The sequence below is a fragment of the Chryseobacterium cupriresistens genome, assembly GCF_046614675.1.
GTDB classification, from domain to species: Bacteria; Bacteroidota; Bacteroidia; order Flavobacteriales; family Weeksellaceae; genus Chryseobacterium; species Chryseobacterium cupriresistens.
Window position 1 is genome coordinate 144,593 of sequence record NZ_JBKKJT010000004.1, and the last position, 18,146, is coordinate 162,738.

The 18,146-nt window shown below is 37.4% G+C and carries 15 protein-coding genes; 4 read left to right on the forward strand and 11 right to left on the reverse strand.

Features of this window, described 5'->3' with window-relative positions; genetic code table 11:
* Nucleotides 1-11: 11 nt before the first annotated feature.
* Nucleotides 12-1,124: a 5-(carboxyamino)imidazole ribonucleotide synthase gene (locus tag ACLI50_RS12965; RefSeq protein ID WP_123279428.1), complete on the forward strand. Its 1,113-nt coding sequence runs from the start codon at nt 12-14 to the stop codon at nt 1,122-1,124.
* A gap of 227 nt (nt 1,125-1,351) precedes the next feature.
* On the opposite strand, the gene ACLI50_RS12970 is transcribed toward ACLI50_RS12965, so the two are convergent.
* The 4 genes from ACLI50_RS12970 to ACLI50_RS12985 all read right to left on the reverse strand — a co-directional run bounded on the left by ACLI50_RS12970 (nt 1,352) and on the right by ACLI50_RS12985 (nt 6,144).
* The gene (locus tag ACLI50_RS12970) at nt 1,352-2,164 is read right to left on the reverse strand and encodes a hypothetical protein (RefSeq protein ID WP_202838962.1); all 813 of its coding nucleotides are present in this window, start codon (nt 2,162-2,164) and stop codon (nt 1,352-1,354) included.
* Between the two features lie 233 nt (nt 2,165-2,397).
* On the reverse strand, nt 2,398-4,521 hold the full coding sequence (locus tag ACLI50_RS12975) for a cation:proton antiporter (RefSeq protein ID WP_062674491.1): 2,124 nt from the start codon (nt 4,519-4,521) through the stop codon (nt 2,398-2,400).
* Between the two features lie 6 nt (nt 4,522-4,527).
* Entirely contained in the window at nt 4,528-5,094 is a 567-nt protein-coding gene (locus ACLI50_RS12980) for a hypothetical protein (protein WP_202838963.1), read from the reverse strand.
* Between the two features lie 141 nt (nt 5,095-5,235).
* Nucleotides 5,236-6,144, reverse strand: coding sequence for a DMT family transporter (locus ACLI50_RS12985; RefSeq protein ID WP_343640086.1), 909 nt, complete (start codon nt 6,142-6,144; stop codon nt 5,236-5,238).
* A 256-nt stretch (nt 6,145-6,400) separates the two neighbouring features.
* Here ACLI50_RS12985 and purE point away from each other — a divergent pair, with 256 nt between their 5' ends.
* Nucleotides 6,401-6,904: a 5-(carboxyamino)imidazole ribonucleotide mutase gene (purE, locus tag ACLI50_RS12990; RefSeq protein WP_123279431.1), complete on the forward strand. Its 504-nt coding sequence runs from the start codon at nt 6,401-6,403 to the stop codon at nt 6,902-6,904.
* A gap of 52 nt (nt 6,905-6,956) precedes the next feature.
* On the opposite strand, the gene ACLI50_RS12995 is transcribed toward purE, so the two are convergent.
* The 6 genes from ACLI50_RS12995 to ahcY form a co-directional block, all read right to left on the reverse strand.
* Nucleotides 6,957-8,516: a BspA family leucine-rich repeat surface protein gene (locus tag ACLI50_RS12995; protein WP_343640081.1), complete on the reverse strand. Its 1,560-nt coding sequence runs from the start codon at nt 8,514-8,516 to the stop codon at nt 6,957-6,959.
* A 16-nt stretch (nt 8,517-8,532) separates the two neighbouring features.
* A complete protein-coding gene (locus ACLI50_RS13000; protein WP_343640079.1) occupies nt 8,533-10,092 on the reverse strand; it encodes a BspA family leucine-rich repeat surface protein in 1,560 nt (519 codons plus the stop codon).
* A 333-nt stretch (nt 10,093-10,425) separates the two neighbouring features.
* A complete protein-coding gene (gene yiaA / locus ACLI50_RS13005; RefSeq protein ID WP_089790546.1) occupies nt 10,426-10,818 on the reverse strand; it encodes an inner membrane protein YiaA in 393 nt (130 codons plus the stop codon).
* A gap of 369 nt (nt 10,819-11,187) precedes the next feature.
* The gene (locus tag ACLI50_RS13010) at nt 11,188-11,985 is read right to left on the reverse strand and encodes a hypothetical protein (RefSeq protein WP_202838967.1); all 798 of its coding nucleotides are present in this window, start codon (nt 11,983-11,985) and stop codon (nt 11,188-11,190) included.
* 120 nt (nt 11,986-12,105) lie between these two features.
* Nucleotides 12,106-12,903: a hypothetical protein gene (locus tag ACLI50_RS13015; RefSeq protein ID WP_202838968.1), complete on the reverse strand. Its 798-nt coding sequence runs from the start codon at nt 12,901-12,903 to the stop codon at nt 12,106-12,108.
* Nucleotides 12,904-13,006: 103 nt separating this feature from the next.
* Nucleotides 13,007-14,320 carry an adenosylhomocysteinase gene (ahcY, locus tag ACLI50_RS13020; protein ID WP_123843016.1) on the reverse strand — a complete coding sequence of 438 codons (1,314 nt, stop codon included), beginning with the start codon at nt 14,318-14,320 and terminating at the stop codon, nt 13,007-13,009.
* A gap of 167 nt (nt 14,321-14,487) precedes the next feature.
* Between ahcY and ACLI50_RS13025 the strand changes: the two genes are divergently transcribed.
* Both ACLI50_RS13025 and ACLI50_RS13030 read left to right on the forward strand, forming a co-directional pair.
* The gene (locus ACLI50_RS13025) at nt 14,488-15,006 is read left to right on the forward strand and encodes a pyridoxamine 5'-phosphate oxidase family protein (RefSeq protein ID WP_216444136.1); all 519 of its coding nucleotides are present in this window, start codon (nt 14,488-14,490) and stop codon (nt 15,004-15,006) included.
* A gap of 179 nt (nt 15,007-15,185) precedes the next feature.
* Nucleotides 15,186-15,800, forward strand: coding sequence for a 4'-phosphopantetheinyl transferase family protein (locus tag ACLI50_RS13030; RefSeq protein WP_110011775.1), 615 nt, complete (start codon nt 15,186-15,188; stop codon nt 15,798-15,800).
* On the opposite strand, the gene ACLI50_RS13035 is transcribed toward ACLI50_RS13030, so the two are convergent.
* Nucleotides 15,781-18,045: an FUSC family protein gene (locus ACLI50_RS13035; protein WP_411413950.1), complete on the reverse strand. Its 2,265-nt coding sequence runs from the start codon at nt 18,043-18,045 to the stop codon at nt 15,781-15,783. The genes ACLI50_RS13030 and ACLI50_RS13035 overlap by 20 nt on opposite strands.
* Nucleotides 18,046-18,146: the final 101 nt, after the last annotated feature.

Below are 18,146 nucleotides of genomic sequence, written 5' to 3' on the forward strand. Positions count from 1 at the left end.
AAAATAAAAAAATGAAAATAGGAATTCTGGGAGGCGGACAGCTGGGAAGAATGTTGATACAAAGTGCACTGAAGTATGATGATGAGTTTTATACTCTGGATCCGGCCTCTGATGCACCATGTCATAATATCTCGTATTTTACACAGGGAAATTTCAATGACTATGAAACAGTTTTGAATTTCGGAAAAGATAAAGATGTTGTAACCATTGAAATAGAACACGTAAATGCTGATGCACTGGCAGAACTTGAAAAGCAGGGAATAAAAGTGGTTCCTAATGCCAATATCATCAAAACAATTCAGCAAAAAATCCTTCAGAAAGAATTTTATAAAGCTCATGATATTCCAAGCCCGGAATTTCAGGTAGTATGGAACAGTGATGAGAAAATCATCATGCCATTGCCGTTTGTTCAGAAGATGAATACCGGAGGCTATGATGGAAAAGGAGTACAGGTGATCAAAACGGAAGAAGACTATCAGCAACTATGGACTGAACCTTCTGTCATTGAAAGTCTTGTTGATATTGAAAAAGAACTTTCTGTCATTGTAGCAAGAAACGAAAAAGGAGAAACCAATATTTTCCCGGTAACGGAAATGGTTGCCGATCCAAAACTGAATCTATTGGATTTCAATGTATGTCCGGTTCTGCTGACGGAAGATGTTCAGAACCAGATTGATTCCATTACTGAAAAATTTCTGGCTGCAGTGAACTCTCCGGGGTTGTTTGCCATCGAATTATTCCTTGATAAAGAAGGAAAAGTATGGGTAAATGAAACTGCTCCAAGGCTTCACAATTCAGGACATCAGAGTCAGGAAGGAAATACTAATTCCCAATTTGAGCAAATGTACCGCGTGGTTAAAAATTTACCATTAGCGGATACTGACGCCATCACTTACAGCGGAATGCTGAATCTTGTAGGAGCAGAAGGATATTCCGGAAAAGTAGTCTATGAAGGAATGGAAGATGTTCTTAAGCTTCCCGAAACATACATCCACTTATACGGAAAAACTGAAACCAAGCCGGGAAGAAAAATGGGACATATCAACGTTCTTGCAGATTCCAGAGAAGAGCTTATGGAAAAGCTTGTACAGGTAAAAGGAATGGTAAGAGTAATTGCTGAGTAATATCGATTTAAGATAGATAAAAGGGAGCTGTTTTAACTTTAAAAACAGCTCCCTTTTATTTTTGAACTCATTCAATAGGAACGGGCTTTAGCCCGTTTAAAAATAATTGTCAACTCAATTGGCTTTAGCCGAAGCTTAATTTTAGGTTTTCGGCTAAAGCCAATTTTATTTTGATTGTTCACATCGGGCTAAAGCCCGATCCTATTGATAATGTAATGCTTTCATGATTAAGGATTTTTAACCACCTCAATATTATCCTTTTTATAATTGTATTTAATATAACTTCCTAAAGCGGTTGATAAAACAGAAAATTCTTCCAGCGTTGTAAGCGGTGCATAGAGTTTAAACGTACAAATGTCCGTTGCAGAAATAAAAGGATTGGTTACTAAATGGCTGTGGGTAGACATAGTTACCGTTCCTCCATTTTCTAAGGCTGTAGAGGTTGGAATAAGTCTTGAGTGAAATTTTTTATGGGAAATAATATTCCCTTTTTTATCCGAAACAAAAAGATAATCATTTCCGAAAGGAATTATACCAGACTGGACAGTACCAGGTATCAAATACACCTTATAGTTTTCATTAAACGGAATAATAATCATATTAAGACTATATCCCTGTGGTACCGTTACCGAATACTTTGGGTCGGATAACTGTGGAATAATGGCAGAACGGATATTTTTTAAAATACTTTCAGTTTCATTAAGTCCCCTTTCTTTAAAATTTTCTTTGACAGGTTTTGTCTGGTTATTTTTGAAAGACAGTTCTGCAATAATCATATTACCTGCTTTATTAAGAAAGGAAGTTTTGATGGTATCGTTTTTCTGGTACGTGACATAGCTTCCTGTATTTTCAGCAAGTCTTTTATTGCTGCCTACAAGATCTCCCGCATGCCATGATGCATTTTCGTAAGAATAGAGTAGGTTTCCTTCAGTTTTGATAGAATCCAGTTTTTGTTTCAGTTCTTTATCCGAAAGGGTAAGGTTTTGTGCAGAAAGAATGATGGACACAAAAAAGAAGAGAAATCCGATAATTTGTTTCATAGGTTATTTTTTTGCCAAAATACAAAATTCAATAGGAACGGGCTTTAGCCCGTTTAAAAATAATTGTCAACTCAATTGGCTTTAGCCGAAAACTTAAAATTAAGTTCGGTTAAAGCCAATTTTATTCCTATGGAGCCCGACGCTATTGATGATTTAATTGTTTAATCATAACGAAGAATTAATTATTCGCAGAGAAGAAACTTCCGGCACCCTTCTTCCTTCTTCCAGCCTTTTTATTTAAAAATCTTCTGAATCACATTTCCAATCTCCACAAAATCCCCGTGATTTCCTACAGAACGTATTTCCGGGCTGTTTTTGTCATACTCCGAGAAAGGGAAAATCAGAAGGTAATTATTGTCTTTCAGATTCCTGTTCAGCAGTTCAGGGATCAGTCTCATTCTTGGAATATATGACTTCATACCGCGCTTGGCCATCAGAATAATCAAGGCTTCATCATCTTTCAGCTGTGCAGCGGTTCTTTCACCATCCTGCCATGTGCTCATGATAATGAATTCAGCTTCTATATTGGCTTTCTTTATGATTTTCTGAAGAATATCAATAATGTTTTCAGGAGCATAAAAAACAACTGTAGCTCCGGAATTTCTGGCAATGTTCCATACCCTCAGCAATGCATGGAAGAATCCCGCTTCCTGATGAGCATTCTCGGGAATCATCACCGCATATTTCTTAATGGTGGAAAGCGGTTGTGCAGCATGGTAAACCAGTACATTCACATCATCATTCTGAAGATAACCGTTATAAAGATTATATACAAAAGAAGGGGAGAATCCTTTTTCGTCTTCCAATCCGATGATAAGATCTGTAATTTTCTGTTCTTTAATCACATTATTGACCCCGTTGATGACATCATTGTCATACCTTTTTAAAGCCTGTAATTTCACATCTGCCGCAGCGGCTGCATCTGCTGCCTGGTGTAGAAGTTTCTCCGCATTCTTTACCGAAGATTCATTTTTGTCTTCGTTGATGACATTCAAAGCAAAAAGATCTTCTGTATTGGAATGTGCTTTGATCAGAATTCCCAGATTCACCATTCTCTCAACAGTGGCTTCATGGTTGATGGCTAAGAGAATATTTTCTTCTTCGTGGGTATTTCCGGAAACAGTATCTTCGTTATCACTCTCAGCAATTTTCTGAGCGCTCGCCATGGAAATAAATGAAGAGATGGTACATGAAATCAGGATCAGGAGAATACTTCCGTTCAGTACATGTTCGTTTAATAATCTTACAGGTTCTCCGGTTTCGGTTTCAGAAAGGATGATGTTATATCCAACCATTACGGAAGCCAGTGTTGCTGCTGCCGAAGCAGAGCTTAATCCGAAGATCAGTTTTCCTTCCTCTTTGGTCAGCCTGAATGTTTTCTGAGTGGCAACCGCAGAAAGATATTTTCCTCCGATAGAGGCAACCAGCATAATTCCGGCAACTTCAAGTGTTTCCCAGCTTTTAAAGAAAACTTTAAAATCAATCAGCATTCCTACACTGATCAAAAAGAACGGGATAAATATGGCATTTCCTACAAACTCAACCCTGTTCATCAAAGAAGAAGTGTGAGGGATAAGTCTGTTTAACGCCAGTCCGGCAAAGAATGCTCCGATGATAGCTTCTACACCAGCCAGTTCAGCAAGCATAGCAGCCAGATAAATCATAACCAGTACAAAAATATACTGCGAAATTTTATCATCCACTCTTTTGAAAAACCATCGTCCTATAATAGGGAATACAATAAGTACAATAAGGGCAAAAACGACAAAAGAGACCGATAATTTAACCCAGAATTCTGTTCCCACATCGCCTTGAGACATTCCCACAATCACAGCAAGTACCAATAAAGCAAGAATATCTGTGATCATCGTACCGCCAACGGTGATGTTAACTGCTTTATTTTTCGCAATTCCCAACTTACTCACCAATGGATAAGCGATAAGCGTGTGAGATGAAAAAAGACTGGCAAACAGAATGGAAGTCAGCATTGAAAAGTGAAGAAGGTAATATCCACCCAGATATCCTAATACAAAAGGAACTGTAAAGGTATAGATACCAAAGGTGAGACTTTTCCATTTGTTCTTTTTAAAGTCGCCCATATCGATCTCAAGCCCGGCCAGAAACATAATGTAAAGAAGTCCGGTGGTTCCGGTTACTACAATACTGCTGTCTCTGGACAATACATTGAATCCGTTCGGACCAATGATGGCCCCGGCAATAATAAGTCCCAAAAGGTGGGGAACTTTAATTTTATTAAGCAGCAATGGTGCTGCAAGGATGATGACCAGTACTAACAGGAATTTCAGTACCGGATCTTCTATGGGAAGACTCAGGTTGTGTATACTCAGTAAAATCATATGTGTTTATTTTGTGGAACGTACTAATTCAACAGAGAACTTGGCGGTACAGCCATCAGAGGTAATGGTTCTGGTTCCTTTGATCTTGTTGTCCGAAATATCATTAAGAAGAACGCTCATTTCTACATTCTTTTTGGCCGTAGAATCGGTTTTGAAGGACAGTCTGATCTCATTGTTTTCAAACTTGCCTGTATAAAGCCTTACCAGATTATTATTGTTGATGATTTTGGTAATAGGCTGGGTAGAATCATTATCAAATTCCCAGATATCGGTACGCTGGTCGCCTACAGCATATTCGCTGCAGTTGGATTCTGTACAGATTACTTTACCGTTCCATGGTCCGGAAATTTCTGCAGGCCATGCAGCGGTGATCACTACAGAATCTTTTTTCGCAAAAATACTGTCTCTCATTTTCAGCAGAGACTGATATTCGGATTCTTTTTTTGCGAATACTTTTTCTTTCTCTAATAATTGTTTTTCCCTGTCTGTCAGGTTCTTTTCCTTCTCTTTGTAATCACAGCTTACCAATAGAAAAGTGGCAGCCAGCAATAAAAAAAATGTGTTTTTCAGCATATTGTATCGGTTGGAGTATACAATATAAGAAAAAATGAAGGAAATAGAAAATCCCCATATAACGGATCTGCTTTTAATTCTATTTAATACATTAAAAAGCAGCGGAATAGATGGGTTGAAATAATGAATATTATTTTCTGATTACGACTCGATTCTTTGTTTTTTAAACATGGCCGGATTATAATTGATCACAAAAACCCCAACAATAATAAGTATGGCAGCAATGATGAATTTGGCAGAAATTTTTTCGTCAAGAATCAACCAGCTTAAAAAAATGGAAATTACCGTATTGATGTAAGCCAATATGGATACCTGAACCGGAGAAACCTTGGTCAATGCATAATGAAAAGCAAAAAATGCAGCTACAGAGCCGAAGCACGATAAATAAAGCATCGCAGAAATACTTTTCAGGCTCCAGTTTCCGAAGTTGTAGGTTTCTGAAAAAAGGAAGGCAAAAATAATCTGGATAATTCCCGCAAAGGCAAACTGGTAAAAGAGGTTCAGTGAGATATTTCCGCTTTGAATGTTCAGTTTTTTGGTGAAAATAGTTCCTGAAGCCCATCCTGCAATGGCAATGAATAAAAATAATATACCCAGCGCATAATCCGGGTTCTTTAAATCATTGATACCGTCCCAGAAAATAAAAAGAATGCCGCTGAAGCACAGAATAACTCCTGTAAAAGCCCGCCAGCTGAATTTCTGCAGACCTAAAGCCATACTTCCGAAAAATACCAGGATAGGAGAGCAGGCACTTATCAGTGAAGTAAGGCTGCTGGTGACTTCCTCTTCCGCCACTGTAGTCATTCCGTTTGCAATCACAAGCATTAATAAAGAGAAGATCAACTGATACTTCAGACTTGTCCAGCCTATCCATTTGAATTCTTTTCTATAGGTAAGAATAAGGAACATGATAATCGCTGCAAGAAATTGACGTATTCCTGCGACAAACCAGGCGGGTATTGTTTCTACCGCAACCCTTATCGATAAAAACGTAGTACCCCAGACAATAGCAACGGTACATACAGCCAGTGTAAGTTTATAATCTTTCAATTTAATGTGGTGTAACAACAAATATATCTATTTTCCCAGGAATTGTTATGGATACAGATGCTGTAATTTATAGGAGTACAGATGAAAAATCTGAGCCAACAAGATCTTTATTTATTCTTTACATTTTAAATGGAAGATCTATTGAAAGATTAAATTATTTTTAGGAATTATAATCATAAATCGTTTCCCGGATTTTTTGTAATTATTCCTCTTTACATTTTTATTTTTTATCTTTGAACATCTAATAAAATTGAAGATGGTAGGAATTATTATGGGCAGTCAGAGTGATCTGCCGATTATGGAACAGGCTGCAAATTTTCTTAAAAGCCTTGATATCCCTTATGAATTGACAGTAGTTTCAGCGCACAGAACTCCGGAAAGAATGTTCGATTATGCAAAAACTGCTAAGGAAAGAGGGCTGAAGGTCATTGTAGCCGGAGCAGGTGGAGCAGCACATCTTCCGGGGATGGTGGCGAGTTGTACTACACTTCCGGTAATCGGGGTTCCTATTTTGTCCAGTAATTCTATAGACGGATGGGACTCTGTTTTATCTATCCTTCAGATGCCCGGTGGGATTCCGGTAGCTACCGTAGCTTTGAACGGAGCTTTGAATGCCGGGATTTTAGCTGCAAAAATTTTAGGAAGCGGTAATGAAGAAGTCGCTGCAAAACTTCAGAAATATCAGGATTCTTTAAAAGATAAAGTACTGGGAACGGTAGATGATATCAAAGCCCAGCATCCTAATTATTTTGACCAATAGATTATTTTTCAACTCAAAATAAAAGCCTCACTTTTCAGCGAGGCTTTTTACTTTATTTTTTAATGAATTTTGAAGAGATGGTCTGATTTTTCAAAATGAGCTGTAAAATATAATTTCCTTTCGGTAATGATCCTACATTGATCATTTCTTTATTAGGATTTCCTTCCAGTACAAGCCTTCCACTTGCATCAAAAATTCTGTACTTTTTAATGTCACTTAGTCCTTCAATATGAATATCATCCACAGCGGGATTGGGATATAGTGAAAGTTTTTTATTCAGCCTGACTTCTGATGAGGACAGTAAACAGTTTCCTACCGTATCACCCGACATCGTCCATCCTTTGCTGATGAGAATATTTCTTTTATCTGCGGCATTGGAAGCATAAGTCAAAGGGGTTACAATATCTAAATCAACATTATTGGCAGTATCAGGATTATCTGCCCATGCTGCAAGTGTTTTACTGAAATTTTCACAATCTATTCCTGTCTGCATCAAAGCCTGGGCTCCGTTATTAACGCTGGCAAGATTCCAGCTTGCAAGGGAATGATTAAAATTGGGCGTTTCCTTAAGAATCTGGTCTATTCTGGTAACCTTGGTCATATCCCAGTTTTCCAGGGAATGACTATAGGCCGTGCAGCCATGAATAGCATGGGCCATATTGGTAATTTTAGACGTATTCCAATTATTTAAGGATTGATTGAAACTGGAATCAAAATGGAACATAAAACGGATGTCTTCAAGGCTTGAGGTATCCCAGTTATCCATAGGCTGATTATAGTTTGGACAAAGAGCAAACATCCATTTCATATCCGTTACGCTCGAAACGTTCCAGTTGTTTAAGGTCTGGTTAAAATGTGCTCTTCCCGCAAACATAAAACTGAGATCAGTTGCAGAGGACATGTCCCAAGTATTAAAATAAGGAGGATTGAACTGATCAGAAACTGAGCTGATAACGGTGTCAAAGATCAAAGCAAACATAAATCTGAAATGCTTAACCTTAGAAGTATCCCAGTTTTGCATGGAGCTTGCGCCTGTAAAGCTTTTTGTACCATAAAACATATAAGAAGCATCTTCAACATTACTTAGATCGGGAATGTCTGTAGCAGTGATCTGAACAAGTTTACATTGGCTGAAGGCATTGTTCATCGATGTCCACACAATGTTTCCCCATTGTTCTATTTCCAGTATCTTATCAGCGCTTCCGTTGACCTGCCAGATCGGGAAAATCTGATCTGGAAGCTGAGTTTCCTGTACATCTCCGAATTTTATTTGTTGAAAAACGCCATTTCCGTTACTTACTTTTACTCTGTACTTGGCATCATTTTTTTCTGCGATCGACGTACCGAAGTCGATAAGAACCTGTTTTGTGGAGGTTACGCCGAGGAGGGAACCGTTGTGTTGTGGATATCCTACTTCTTCCCAATAGATATCATAGTTTTCACCAATTCCTGGAAACCATATTTGTTGGGAACTTGCCTGATAGGGAGCACTTACAGTAATTGGCTGTGTTATCGTGGAAGCGGGTTTCCAGATCGTGATAAATTCATTCTGGGCTTTTGCTATGAAAATCAGTATCAGAAAAAAGAGTGTTGAGATTTTTTTTGATAGCATATAGGGAAAATTATGGTTATTTTTTAATGAATTTTGAAGAAACCGTTTTTTCTTTCATGACAAGTTGTATCATATAATTTCCTTTTGGCAGAGTGCTTACATTGATGATATCATTATTAGGATTTCCTTCTTTTACAAGTCTTCCGCTGGCATCATAAATTTTATATGCCTTAATATCAGCTATTCCATCAATGTGAATATCATCCACTGCAGGGTTAGGATAAAGCAGAGGCTTTTTGTTCAGCTTTATATCCGATAAAGATAATAAGCAGCTTCCTGGAGTATCACCTACAAATGACCACCCTTTATTGATCAGAATATCTCTTTTGTCTGATACATTGGGAGCATATTTTAGTACTGTTAAGGAACCTAATGAGATATTGTTCGCTGTATTCGGATTGTCTGCCCATCCGATGAGTGTTTTGCTGTAATTTTCACAATTAAGTCCTGACAGTGTTAAAGAGCCTGCACCATTAATAAGTGAAACCAAATTCCAGTTTCCTAATGGCTGATTGTAATTCGTTGCACCATTCAGTATATCATCGATTCTCTTTACTTTAGTCATGTCCCAATTTTCTAAAGACTGATTAAAGGATGTACAGCCATGAAATATATGCGCCATATTGGTCACTTTGGAAGTATTCCAGTTTAATGGCTGATTGAAAACAGGAATCATGTGAAGCATAAAGTGCATATCTTCAAGATTTGAGGTATCCCAGTTATCCAGACGTTGATTGAAACTTAAACACTGGCCAAACATCCAGCTCATATCGGTCACCTTGGAAACATCCCAGCTATTAAGAGACTGGTTGAAGACAGTTCTGTTTCCAAACATATAGCTGAGGTTGGTAGCAGAAGACATATTCCAGCTGTCAAGATAAGGCGGGTTGAATTGCTCAGTCAGCCCGGCTGCTGGGGGCGTATCAAATAAAAGTGAAAACATAAAGCTGAAATTCTTAATTTTCGATGTATCCCAGTTTTGCATAGAACTGGCACCCTTAAAGCTGGTTGTGCCATAAAACATGAAAGAAGCATCTTCCACATTATTAAGATTGGGGGTATCGGTTGCTGTAAGCTCCATAAGCCTGCACAGACTGAAGGCTCCGTTCATAGTAGTCCATGAAATATTACCCCATTGTTCTATTTCCAGTATTTTATCTGAACTTCCGTTGATCTGCCAGATAGGAATGATTTGCTCAGGACCAGGAAACAATTGAGCAGTTCCGAATTTTATCTGCCTGAACATTCCGTTACCATTCGTAACTTTTACCCTGTATTTGGCATCATTTTTTTCTGCGATCGACGTACCGAAGTCGATAAGAACCTGTTTTGTGGATGTTACGTCGATGAGTGAGCCGTTGTGTTGCGGATAGCCTACTTCCTCCCAGTAAATATCATAATTATCACCAATTCCGGGAAACCATATTTGCTGTGTAGTTGCCTGATAGGGAGCATCTACATTTACCGCCGGTAATACAGTAGAGGCCGGCTTCCAGATAGTAATAAATTCATCCTGAGCCTTCACAAAGAAGACCAGCATAAAAAAAAATAATGTTGGAATTTTTTTTAAAGTCATGTTTATCATTTTATGGGTATTAGTTGTTGTCTTTGGCTATTGTTTAATAATGGGGAGGAGAGATTCTCTTATCCGTCTTAACTTGTTGCTGAACGATATGGAATTATGATCATGTTCCTATATGACTTTACCGGATGTGTTTTTTGTGAAATGAAATGATAATATATGGGAAAAAAGTGAAAGTTTTCGTGCATGTCATTAGTTTGTGAAATAAGCAATGCTAAAATAATAAAAACTTAATATATTTTCAACTTAAATGTAAAATTTATAGTATTTTATAAATTTTAATGAATTTGTGTAAATAAAAAAACTCTCCGTTTTGGAGAGTTTGCTTTATTCCTGAATCATATTATCACGGGTGTTTTTCTGCACTGCGATGGCTCCGAAGAGAGCCAGTAAAAAGGCAAAGGCATAAAAACCTTTTTCACTTGGAAGGATGGTGGCATTCCAAAGTCCGATGGCCAGTAGTACAATCGATGATAATGTTGCAAACCAGCAGATTCCATAATAAATATCGGTTACCTGAATGTTTTCTAATCTGTCACGTACTGCTTTCTGTAACGAAACCACAGCAAATAAGCCATAAAGAAGGATGGTGAAATAATATCCTTTCTCATTCAGCAGCATTTCTGCTCTTGCAAGACCGACAATAAAGCCTATCATTCCTGCTCCCAATGCTACCCACGACGCAGCCACAAATGCATTCGATACTCTTTGTTTTTTCATAGTTTAATGTTTTATTTAAGAGGGCTAAGATATTCATTTTTTATAAATAGAGCTGTGACAAAGGAAAAATATGGGAAAAATACTGGATAGAAGGATGAAGTAGGTGTATGTTTCAGGCTCCCTTCGTCTAAACTCAGGATATCACCCGTTACTATTGAATAATATAAATCTATTCATCATTCATCACTCATCACTCATCATTTATCAATTATAATTCATCATCTTCTCCTAGCCCCGATAGCAGCGTTTACCCCGAAGCATGAGTGGGAGAGTTGGTGGGTAAGAGGCTGGGGCAGGTTGGAGCGAGGAGTATGAGCGGATAGCGGGAATCAGCTCATAAAAAAACTCTCCAAAATGGAGAGCCTTGTTTTACAGAGTGATATATTCGTAAGTATATTTTGCATAATCATTATTATCCAGTTTTACCATGACCTGAGTTGGCAGTTGATTACTATTATATTCTATCTGATAGGTAAAATTCATAATTTGACTCCAGTTTCCAGTGCCATCTTTGCCACTTATTTTTACTGTGGTATAATTATTTTGACTTAAAAACTCTGCTCCTCCCATAATCATTCTAAAATATTTGCCCATCAAAGAATAGGGATTTACCTTATTATCATATGAAAATTCTTTTTTATTAGTATGTGGACCGCCGATACCATCACTAACCGAAATTTCTTCCGAAACATTATCACCACTATAAGTATATGACATGGTAGACGGAATGGGACAACTGGAAGACTCACAAGTAGAAGTAGCAGTAACTTTACCATAAGTATAAGTCATTGTTGTATTATAGTGAGTATCTGGATCTATTTTCTTGATCATCGTAAGCTGATCACCATTATAAGTAAAGGTTTTATAATAAGCTACGGTACCATCTGCTTTCTGGTAAGTGATTTTTGAAGGTTTTCCGGCACCATCATATTCCAGAACGGAGGTTGTAGTTTCTGATGTAATTTTAAGTAATTGTTTCTGACTGTTATAATCTAATTTTGTAATACTGGTGTGCGGCCCGGAGGGACTTGTATAATAAACTGTAGTGACTTTACTTAATAATATTTGAGAATCAGAAGGATTGGGTTCATTATTTTCGTCATTATTGCTACTGCAGTTGAGGAATAAAAATGAGCTCATCAACCCGATAAATAATTGGTTTTTCATGTATTTAAAAGTTTTATTAAATAAGGATTAAATATATTCATTATTTATAAAAACAGGCTTAATTGATGACGAATATATCAGATAAAAAAACTCTCCAAATTTTGAAGAGTTAAAGCCTTATTATTGAGTGATATATTCGTAAGTATACTTCGCTGAAAGATTTCCGTTGGCTTCTTTTGAAATCACCTCAGTAGGATAACCAGCGCTGTTGTATTGAATGGTGGAAGTTCGGGTTTGATTTTGTGTCCAGACTCCATTACTTTTATAGCTGATTTTTTCCGACAGATAATTGTTTTGACTTACAGCGTAGGCTCTTCCCATCATAATTTTTAAATATTTGTTGATATTGATGTATGGGTTCTGTTTATCATCATATGAGTAAACAATTTTTGTGCTGTAGCTGGATCCTCCACCTTCTGAAATTTCTGTTGAAATATTGTTTCCATCATAAGTATAAGTATCCACGATGGGGTTGGAACAGGCTGGTGACTGGCAAAGAGATGAAGAAATTACCTGTCCGTTGGTATTATAATTATAAGTAATGGTTCTGTTATAATCCGGATTAGTAGTATAAATGGCTTTAACCGTCGTAAGCAGATCTCCATTGTAACTATATGCTGAGTAATAGTCTACCGTACCATCTGGTTTATAATATGTGGTTTTAGTTGGTTTTCCGTTACTGTATTCAAACTTGGAAGTTCCTAAAGCTGACGATGTTTTGATAAGTTCACCCTGATTATTGTATTCCAGAGTTTGTATGCTTGTCTGCGGCTGCAATGGATTGTCATAATAAACTATTGTGACTTTGCTTAATAATACTTTAGAAGAGGTATTGTTTCCCTCATTATCATCATTACTGCTGCAGCTGTTAAAGAAGATTACAGAGCCCGCGAGCCCCAGAAATAAGAATTTTTTCATGTTATTTTTTTAGGGGACAAAAATAACGAATGCTTTATTTCTCCGCATAAAAAAATCCCACTATCTTACCAATAGCGGGATCATATCATGTTTTATTAAGATCTTAGTATCTGTAGTATTCAGGCTTGAATGGCCCTTTTACGTCTACACCGATATACTCAGCCTGCTCAGGAGAAAGAGTTTCAAGCTCCACGCTTAATTTCTTAAGGTGTAAAGCAGCAACTTTTTCATCCAGGTGCTTAGGAAGCATGTATACTTCGTTTTTGTAAGCTGCAGAGTTATTCCATAGTTCGATCTGAGCTAACGTCTGGTTGGAGAAAGAGTTAGACATAACGAAGCTTGGGTGGCCTGTAGCACATCCTAAGTTAACCAATCTACCTTCTGCAAGGATGATTACTTCTTTTCCTTCGATTGTATAGATATCCACCTGAGGCTTCACTTCAGATTTAGTATGACCATAGTTTTTGTTCAACCATGCCATATCGATTTCATTATCGAAGTGACCGATATTACAAACGATCGCTTTATCTTTCATTTTAAGGAAGTGCTCTCCTCTTACGATATTGAAGTTACCTGTTGTAGTGATGATGATATCAGCATTGTCTACCACAGTATCTAATCTTTTTACTTCGTAACCGTCCATAGCAGCCTGAAGTGCACAGATCGGGTCGATTTCCGTAACAGTAACGATAGAACCAGCACCTCTGAATGAAGCAGCAGTACCTTTACCTACGTCCCCGTATCCGCAAACTACCACTCTTTTTCCAGCAAGCATTACGTCTGTAGCTCTTCTTACTGCATCTACAGCAGATTCTTTACATCCGTATTTGTTGTCGAATTTAGATTTAGTAACCGAATCATTTACGTTGATGGCAGGCATTACTAAAGTTCCGTTCTTCATTCTTTCGTAAAGTCTGTGAACACCTGTAGTGGTTTCTTCAGAAAGACCTTTGATATCCTTTGTGAACTCAGGGTATTTATCAAAAACCATGTTTGTTAAATCTCCACCATCATCCAGAATCATGTTTAATGGCTTTCTGTCTTCACCGAAGAATAAAGTCTGCTCAATACACCAGTCAAATTCCTCTTCATTTAATCCTTTCCACGCATACACCGGAATTCCAGCAGCAGCAATAGCAGCAGCAGCGTGATCCTGTGTAGAGAAAATATTACAAGATGACCATGTAACTTCAGCTCCTAAAGCTACAAGAGTCTCGATAAGCACAGCCGTTTGGATGGTCATGTGAAGACATCCTGCGATTCTTGCTCCTTTCAGCGGCTGAGATGGTCCGTATTCTTCACGGATAGCCATCAGACCTGGCATTTCTGCTTCTGCAAGGGTAATTTCTTTTCTACCCCATTCTGCAAGGGAGATATCCTTAACTTTATAAGGAACGTATTGTGTTGTAGTACTCATATGTAATGAATAGTTTTTAAAATTCAATTGATAACGAAAGGCAAAATTACGATTTATAATTAAGATATAAAAACGGCAAACCAAGTTCAGTTTTATGAGATTAAACATAGCTTAATATTATTTAGTCTTAATATAAATAATTAATTTAGCTGATAAACAAATATATTATGAACCAAACCCATACAGAAAAGAAAATAAAACCTGTTGCTCCCAAAGTACAGGAACTGATCAATGCTTCAAAAAGTGTAATTCTTGCTACTGTTGATGCTGAAGGAAATCCTAATTCAAGCTATGCACCTTTTGTACAGGTTGATCAGACATTCTATATTCTGGTATCTTTCATGGCAAAACATACTAAAAACCTTGCAGACGGAAGAAAAACATCCATTATGTTTATTGAAGATGAATCTGCCACCAAACAGATCTATGCCCGCGAACGTCTGACCATTGAAGCAGCCACTTCTCAGATTGAAAGAGATTCTGAAGTATGGAATGCTGTTGTTGGGAAACTTAGAGAAACTCATGGCAAAGTAGTAGAGGTAATTTCCGAAATGGGAGATTTTATTTTAATTGCATTGCAGCCTGTAAAAGGCTCTTATGTAAATGGTTTCGGAAGTGCTTATTTTGTAAATTCAAAACTTGAAATTATAGAGCACAGAAATGATGTGAATCATCAGTCTAAATAATTAGCTGGAAGATGGAAGAATGATGCTGGAAGTTATAAAGATTAAGGAAACAAAGAGTTTGTTTTTTCCTCAACGGAAAATTATTTTTACGATGAATAGTAACTTCCATCTTCCGGCATCCATCTTCTATTCCTTTCAACTTCCGCATCTTTTCACTATTTTTGCCTAATAAAAAAATAATGCCCCTCTACAGAGATTTTTCAGATGACAATGCCACGATTCTGGTTTGGAAGTATGATGAAAGTGAAGAACTTGATATCAATGAACTTCTTGAACCGGAAAATGCGGAAAAGGTAAAAGATTATCATCCTAAAAAATTGCTGGAAGTTCTGATGGTGCGCAAGCTTCTGAAAGGATTAAAGCCTAATTCTAAAATTTTATATAAAGAAAGAGAGCCTTTTCTTTCTCCCTACGATGCGGAAATATCTATTACGCATTCTTTTCCTTTTGCAGCGATTGCTGTTTCTAAAAATAAAATAGGAATTGATATTGAGAAATTCAATCCTAAGATTTTAAGAGTGATTGATAAATTTACCTATGAGAATGAGCGTGGATTTATTCCGGAAGACAAAGCGGATACTTTCTATACCATTATATGGAGTGTAAAAGAAAGTATGTACAAAATTCATCACTCAAAATATTGGTCTTTAAAAAAGAATTATGAAGTAAAGCCTTTTGAGCTGAAGCACCTTCATAAAATCAGTTGCCGTGTTTACGATGATCAGTTTTCAGATGAATTCAAAGCCAGGGTGGAATTCTTTGACGATTACTGCTTTACGATTGTGGAGGAGTAGGCTCAGTTTCGTTTTTATATTTTTCGATCACTTTTCTCTGCTCTTTTGCGACATCATAGATCAGCTCAAGAATATCGTGGATATTTTTAAGCTCGGTTAAATGTGAAATTTTATCAGGATCTCTTCGGTCAACAATTTCATTTTCTTCAATCTCTGTTTTTCTTTTCAGGAGCATATATTCAATGGAGGAATCTTCCGGCTCAAGGCGGCTTTCCATTTTCAGTGTTTCGTTAATATCATTTCCGTTGAGAAGGGTAGAGGTTTGCTGCATTTCGGCCTCAATCTTTCTGCTCCAGCTTTCAGCATCTATTTCAGGATACTGCTCATTACTTTTTGCATATTGGGATAGGGAAGCCGTATAGGCAGTAATCAGGTGAGATGTTGCCACAAACTGGTGAACCACTTCCAGTTTTTTCTGCTGATTTTTAGGATCAGAAATCATTCTCTGGAAATTATCGGAAAGGTTAGCCAAAGAAATAATGGCATTTTTTCGCTTTACCTTATAATCTTCGAGATCGAAATTTCCCTGTAGGAATTTGGAAATCACGCTCTGGAAGTAGATAAGGTTGTCCGCGGCAGACTTCTTCATTAGATCCAGGTTTTGCGTATGTTCCCAAACCGGCAGTACAATATATGACACGGCAAAGGCAATGATCCCGGCAATAGCAGTATCCAGGATTCTGTCTTTAAAAATAACATTGACTTTCCCTGGGTTTAAGAAATTAAAGCTGAGGAATACATAGATTGTCATAAATAATACCGCCCAGAAATATCTTCCTTTCAGAAAGCTGAAACACATGATCATGCTGATCAGAAGGATCGCAAATAAAACGCCATTAATATGGACAAAATGGAGAATGGCATAAGCTATACTTGCTCCGGCAATGGTTCCATAGAGACGGAGAAGGTTTCTCTGTTTAGTGATGGAATATGCGGGTTTTAAGATCGCTGTAATGGTAATTAATATCCAATACGTGTGTCCAAGTCCCAGAAAATCGAACATAGAAAAAACGTATCCCAATAGCAGAGCTGTTGTAATTCTTATAGCATGGCGAAAATGGGAAGATGATAAGGAAATATTATTTCTCAGAACCTTAGCATTCAGTTTAGGTTCATTGGGCATAAATTTCTTAAGATCCAACCCTGTAGATAAACTTTTCGCCAGCTTGATATCCTGTGAAAATACTTTATATATTTCGTTGATTTCTTTCGTGATTTCATAGATACGCATCAGGATCTGGCGCAGGATCATGAAATTTTCCAGATTGTCGGGAGAAAGCTGTTTATTTCTGAGTTCGAAATAATTATAATTTAAGTTTTTTAATTCCTCTTCCAGATTAAACATCGGCTTGGCTCTGGTACCACTTTGCAGGGCGATTCCGATATTGGTGATCTCTTCCGCCAGAAGGTTAAGATAATCATGGATATTCACCAGGATCATACTGTCTTCAAAGCTCTGCTGTAACTTTTGATAGTCACTTTCCGAGGTCATCAGTTTTTCATGAAGGTCCATCGAATTAAGAAACATCAGCATTAATAAGCGGCTGGTGGTCGTAGATTCATTGACAATAGTTCTGGTTTTGAAAACGGTTTCTCTGGTATCTTCCTGAAGGTTTTTTATTTCAATCTGCTTGGCAATAACCTGAGTGGTCAGCTTATTAAAATCCGGATTTTTCTGATAATAATTGGCTTTGATCTTTAAAAACTCAGCCAGCTGAAGATAGTTTTCGCCAATCATCTGACTTGCCAGTTTATAAGGACGGATGGTAGTTACAATAAGGAATATCAACAGAAACCATATACAGCCGGAAGCAAATATCAGCAGACTTTTAAAGATATTGCTTCCTGTAAGATGCCCGTCAATAAAGATAGCGAGTACCACAAGGGATAATGAGCCTACAGCAGCCAATCTCTGGCCATAAACGCCGATCAGGGAGAAAAACATCCCGAAGACAATGACTTCCAGAATGACCAGCACTTTAATATTCATCACAAGACTGGCAATAAGTGCTACAAAGACAAAACAGCAGATCGCAAAAGTAAGGGCATTTCTTCTTCGGATAAATGGACCTGGCTGGTCGGTAAGGGCTACAAAGCTGGTTCCTAGTGGGAAAAGGAAGTATTCTTTCAAAATCCCGAAGTGGGCGAGGACTAAACAAGGCAGAACAGTAGCTAATGTAATTCTGATCGCAGAATATACATACTGACTGGTTACAAATTTTTTTAGTTCCGCCGAATAGTTCATATTACAAAAATAGCTATTGAATTTAAGAAAATCGCCATAAATAAGAGACTTTTATTAACTTAAATATTATATTTTTTTTAATTAAGATGTAGTATTATTTA

Coding starts and splice junctions, on each gene's coding strand:
- yiaA (WP_089790546.1), bottom strand. CDS start 10,818: ATGAAAAAACAAAGAGTATCGAATGCATTTGTGGCTGCGTCGTGGGTA.
- ahcY (WP_123843016.1), bottom strand. CDS start 14,320: ATGAGTACTACAACACAATACGTTCCTTATAAAGTTAAGGATATCTCC.
- ACLI50_RS13035 (WP_411413950.1), bottom strand. CDS start 18,045: ATGAACTATTCGGCGGAACTAAAAAAATTTGTAACCAGTCAGTATGTA.
- ACLI50_RS13010 (WP_202838967.1), bottom strand. CDS start 11,985: ATGAAAAACCAATTATTTATCGGGTTGATGAGCTCATTTTTATTCCTC.
- ACLI50_RS12995 (WP_343640081.1), bottom strand. CDS start 8,516: ATGCTATCAAAAAAAATCTCAACACTCTTTTTTCTGATACTGATTTTC.
- ACLI50_RS13015 (WP_202838968.1), bottom strand. CDS start 12,903: ATGAAAAAATTCTTATTTCTGGGGCTCGCGGGCTCTGTAATCTTCTTT.
- ACLI50_RS12975 (WP_062674491.1), bottom strand. CDS start 4,521: ATGATTTTACTGAGTATACACAACCTGAGTCTTCCCATAGAAGATCCG.
- ACLI50_RS12970 (WP_202838962.1), bottom strand. CDS start 2,164: ATGAAACAAATTATCGGATTTCTCTTCTTTTTTGTGTCCATCATTCTT.
- purE (WP_123279431.1), top strand. CDS start 6,401: ATGGTAGGAATTATTATGGGCAGTCAGAGTGATCTGCCGATTATGGAA.
- ACLI50_RS13000 (WP_343640079.1), bottom strand. CDS start 10,092: ATGACTTTAAAAAAAATTCCAACATTATTTTTTTTTATGCTGGTCTTC.
- ACLI50_RS12965 (WP_123279428.1), top strand. CDS start 12: ATGAAAATAGGAATTCTGGGAGGCGGACAGCTGGGAAGAATGTTGATA.
- ACLI50_RS12980 (WP_202838963.1), bottom strand. CDS start 5,094: ATGCTGAAAAACACATTTTTTTTATTGCTGGCTGCCACTTTTCTATTG.
- ACLI50_RS13030 (WP_110011775.1), top strand. CDS start 15,186: ATGCCCCTCTACAGAGATTTTTCAGATGACAATGCCACGATTCTGGTT.
- ACLI50_RS13025 (WP_216444136.1), top strand. CDS start 14,488: ATGAACCAAACCCATACAGAAAAGAAAATAAAACCTGTTGCTCCCAAA.